At 50.8% G+C, this 1,665-nt stretch carries 4 protein-coding genes; all 4 read right to left on the reverse strand.

Going from position 1 to position 1,665, the window contains the following annotated elements; translation table 11 throughout:
* Positions 1 to 466: 466 nt before the first annotated feature.
* Genes FDX01_RS04255 through FDX01_RS04270 form a run of 4 tightly spaced genes read right to left on the reverse strand, consistent with a single transcriptional unit; the run spans position 467 to position 1,444 of the window.
* The gene (locus FDX01_RS04255) at positions 467 to 652 is read right to left on the reverse strand and encodes a hypothetical protein (protein WP_137399285.1); all 186 of its coding nucleotides are present in this window, start codon (positions 650 to 652) and stop codon (positions 467 to 469) included.
* A 9-nt stretch (positions 653 to 661) separates the two neighbouring features.
* The gene (locus tag FDX01_RS04260) at positions 662 to 901 is read right to left on the reverse strand and encodes a DUF4222 domain-containing protein (RefSeq protein ID WP_137399286.1); all 240 of its coding nucleotides are present in this window, start codon (positions 899 to 901) and stop codon (positions 662 to 664) included.
* Complete coding sequence (locus FDX01_RS04265; RefSeq protein WP_137399287.1) at positions 879 to 1,226, reverse strand: hypothetical protein; 348 nt, start codon at positions 1,224 to 1,226, stop codon at positions 879 to 881. The genes FDX01_RS04260 and FDX01_RS04265 overlap by 23 nt, the downstream gene beginning before the upstream one ends.
* Entirely contained in the window at positions 1,226 to 1,444 is a 219-nt protein-coding gene (locus FDX01_RS04270; protein ID WP_137399288.1) for a TraR/DksA family transcriptional regulator, read from the reverse strand. Before FDX01_RS04270 ends, FDX01_RS04265 begins: the two co-directional genes overlap by 1 nt.
* Between the last annotated feature and the right edge of the window lie 221 nt (positions 1,445 to 1,665).

Below are 1,665 nucleotides of genomic sequence, written 5' to 3' on the forward strand. Positions count from 1 at the left end.
GGGATAAAATGGCAGGCTATGGTGTCCCCTGCAGACATCTAATGGATTCGATAAGTGCAGGGGATTTATGGGGAATTTCTGATGTGAAGAAAATTGTGCCCGCTGTTATGCCCGCAAATGGCGTTCACGATGCATTTTCAACTGGGGGAAGAGCGTGGTTTTTCCACTTGAGATAATCGGCATAAAGCCAGCGCGATGATCTGCCGTACTTGATCGGAGGAGGGAGGTTTCCCTTCTGGATTTGTTTATAGAAGTACCGGTCAGTGAAACCAGCATCTCCCATCATAAACTTCATGTCAATGAGTGAGTCGTCTCGGAGTTCTCGCATAGGTTTGGTCTCGCGTTTGGAAATCGAACCTGGAAGCCAGGCAAAAAGAATGCCCTCACACTGGAGGGCAAATGGGGGATAACGTGGCAGTGCATTCGCACCCAATAGCCGACTCGATGGAACCGGCTATCAGTTGCGTCATAACCGGCTAAGGATTTTCGCCAGCCAATCAGGGTCAGGCTCTGGCTCATCACATACTTCAGGCTCTTCGAGAGCATCACGGAAAGCCGCTGCTACAATCTTCCCGCCCATAAATTCCATCCCTGCATTGACTGGTGGTTCCTTGCCATCCTCATATTCAAAAACGAAAGTCATCTTCCCCATAATCTCTCCTCATGCCGCCCGCATAGCGCGGAGGCGTTTTAAGTGTTCTGCTGTTTCGATTTCTTCGGCGATCCGCTCGGCCTGTGCTTTGGTTAGCGGTTCAAACTCTGATTGGAAGCGGCCCATGCTGGCGATGCAGGTTCGACCGTTTCTGATGTAGTGGATGACTTCGTGGGTTGCGCGGAGGATTTTGCAGGGCGCCCCGTGGGGATCTGCGTACCAGGTATTAGGCTGGATTATCCTGAACATTGGCTGATTCCTGCAAAAGGAGGTAGACGATTGCCACGGCGCGAAGTGGGTTACGATGGATGACGCTAATTCCAGATTCGTGTGATGCCTGCCATACCGTCTTACCTGATGGGGAAAGTCCGATCCGGTGTTTCTTCATTACCTGGAAAAGCTCTTCAGCACGACGCAGCGGGAAATAACCGGTATTCTGTACCGTATTGAACCAGTTCCATGACAGATTAGCGCCGGTAGTTTCATGCGGGTGAATAGTGGCGCTGTATTTTGGCTTGAGGAAATATGCCAGCCTGACGCTAATTTCCCCGTCACTCAGCTTGCTGTAATCCATTACATCCTCCCAATCTTCTTACGCAATTCCATATTGCTCTGGCACTCGACGCACATCGTGCATCCCGGATACGCTTTCCGTCGCGCATCAAGTAACTTGTCGCCGCACTCAACACAGTGCGTTGCTGATACTGCTGAGTGGTTGAGTCTGTGCATGCTCAGTGCCGCATCACGCTGTAAATCTTCAAGCGTTGATGCGTTATCGATAATGTCAGCCATAGTCAGTGCTCCATGAACTGTCGGTTAATTTGGTTGAAGGTGAACGCGAGAAAATAAAAAGGCCGACATAGCGACCTTGTGATTCGTTTGGTTAGCGTCATGATTCGACTCCGTACCGGCCTTGCATCCGACCGATGCTGCTAACGAATGCCACCAGGCTGATACCCAGCGGCGCAATTTTCTGGTGATGCTTCTTGAGTATTGGCGGCACCACTGCATTC

Source organism: Citrobacter sp. wls613 (assembly GCF_005281195.1).
In the GTDB taxonomy this organism is placed as follows: domain Bacteria; phylum Pseudomonadota; class Gammaproteobacteria; order Enterobacterales; family Enterobacteriaceae; genus Citrobacter; species Citrobacter gillenii.